The following is a 907-nucleotide window of genomic DNA, read 5'->3' as shown; positions in this document are numbered from 1 at the left end:
CAATGAAAACTTTGCGCTTTTCTTTCAAATATTTTCACATGCTGGCTGATTCCTATGAGCGGCATATCGGTGAGCGGGCGGTAACCGCCGCAGATGAGGCAGACAAGACTTAAAACAAAGGTCTTCGTGTACATGAAGGGCAGCATCACCTGTTCAGGTGGGTAATTGCATTGATTTGACCACCTCTTGGTATTCGAATTGACCAAACATTTGCATCGGATATGACAAGCGCACGGGTAAGTCTTAGCCGCCAAAAATCGGCCCAAAGCGGTCTCACCCAAAAGGCAGCAATCAGCTAGGTCAGTACCGGGGAAGATCCACATCTTCATCGTAAATCGGCGTGTTGCTGCGCTCGAACTTGTAGCGCATGAAGGTCTGCTTTTGGCCGATAACAGCCTGTCAGGACAATCAACTTTCCTCCCAATGCAGTCATTGATACCCCCGTTGATTGACGTGCGCGAGCACTTAGATATTGAAAGCAAGTGCCAGGATCGGGCTGCCACCCGAAACGATGACTCGCCAGTTCACAAAAGCAGCGCATTCCACCAGAGCTTCAAATTGTTCAGGACAGCGATGCTTAAAACTCTGGGCATTGTCGATGACCAATGAGAGTGTTTGTCCGCTCTGAACGTGGACAGACGACATTTCTGCGCTGGGGTCATCGAGGTATGAAAGGCAGTCAACCCAAGCGTCCATATTGCGGCCGTAGAAACCAGGGAAACCGAATTTTTCTGCGAATACGCTGTGGAATGTGTGCCAGTCAGTTATCAGGTTTGCATCCACTCGCACCATTGTCAGATCAACCTCTGTCGAATTGGAAAAAACAGGTATGGCGGTCTCGCGAGGTGAAGTCAATTGCTGACAGCGTATTCGCGCAACCTTGGGCTCGATCCGCGACAAACGACGC

At 50.1% G+C, this 907-nt stretch carries 1 protein-coding gene; it reads right to left on the bottom strand.

Annotated elements, in window-relative coordinates; translation table 11 throughout:
• Nucleotides 1–465 precede the first annotated feature (465 nt).
• On the bottom strand, nt 466–907 hold a 442-nt coding region (locus tag DBR24_RS11215), incomplete at its 5' end, for a barstar family protein (protein ID WP_256591395.1).

The organism is Pseudomonas sp. HMWF006, assembly GCF_003061205.1.
GTDB classification, from domain to species: domain Bacteria; phylum Pseudomonadota; class Gammaproteobacteria; order Pseudomonadales; family Pseudomonadaceae; genus Aquipseudomonas; species Aquipseudomonas monsensis.
The sequence above is the reverse complement of the archived record's forward strand: the minus strand, read 5'-3'. Positions and strand labels throughout refer to the sequence as shown.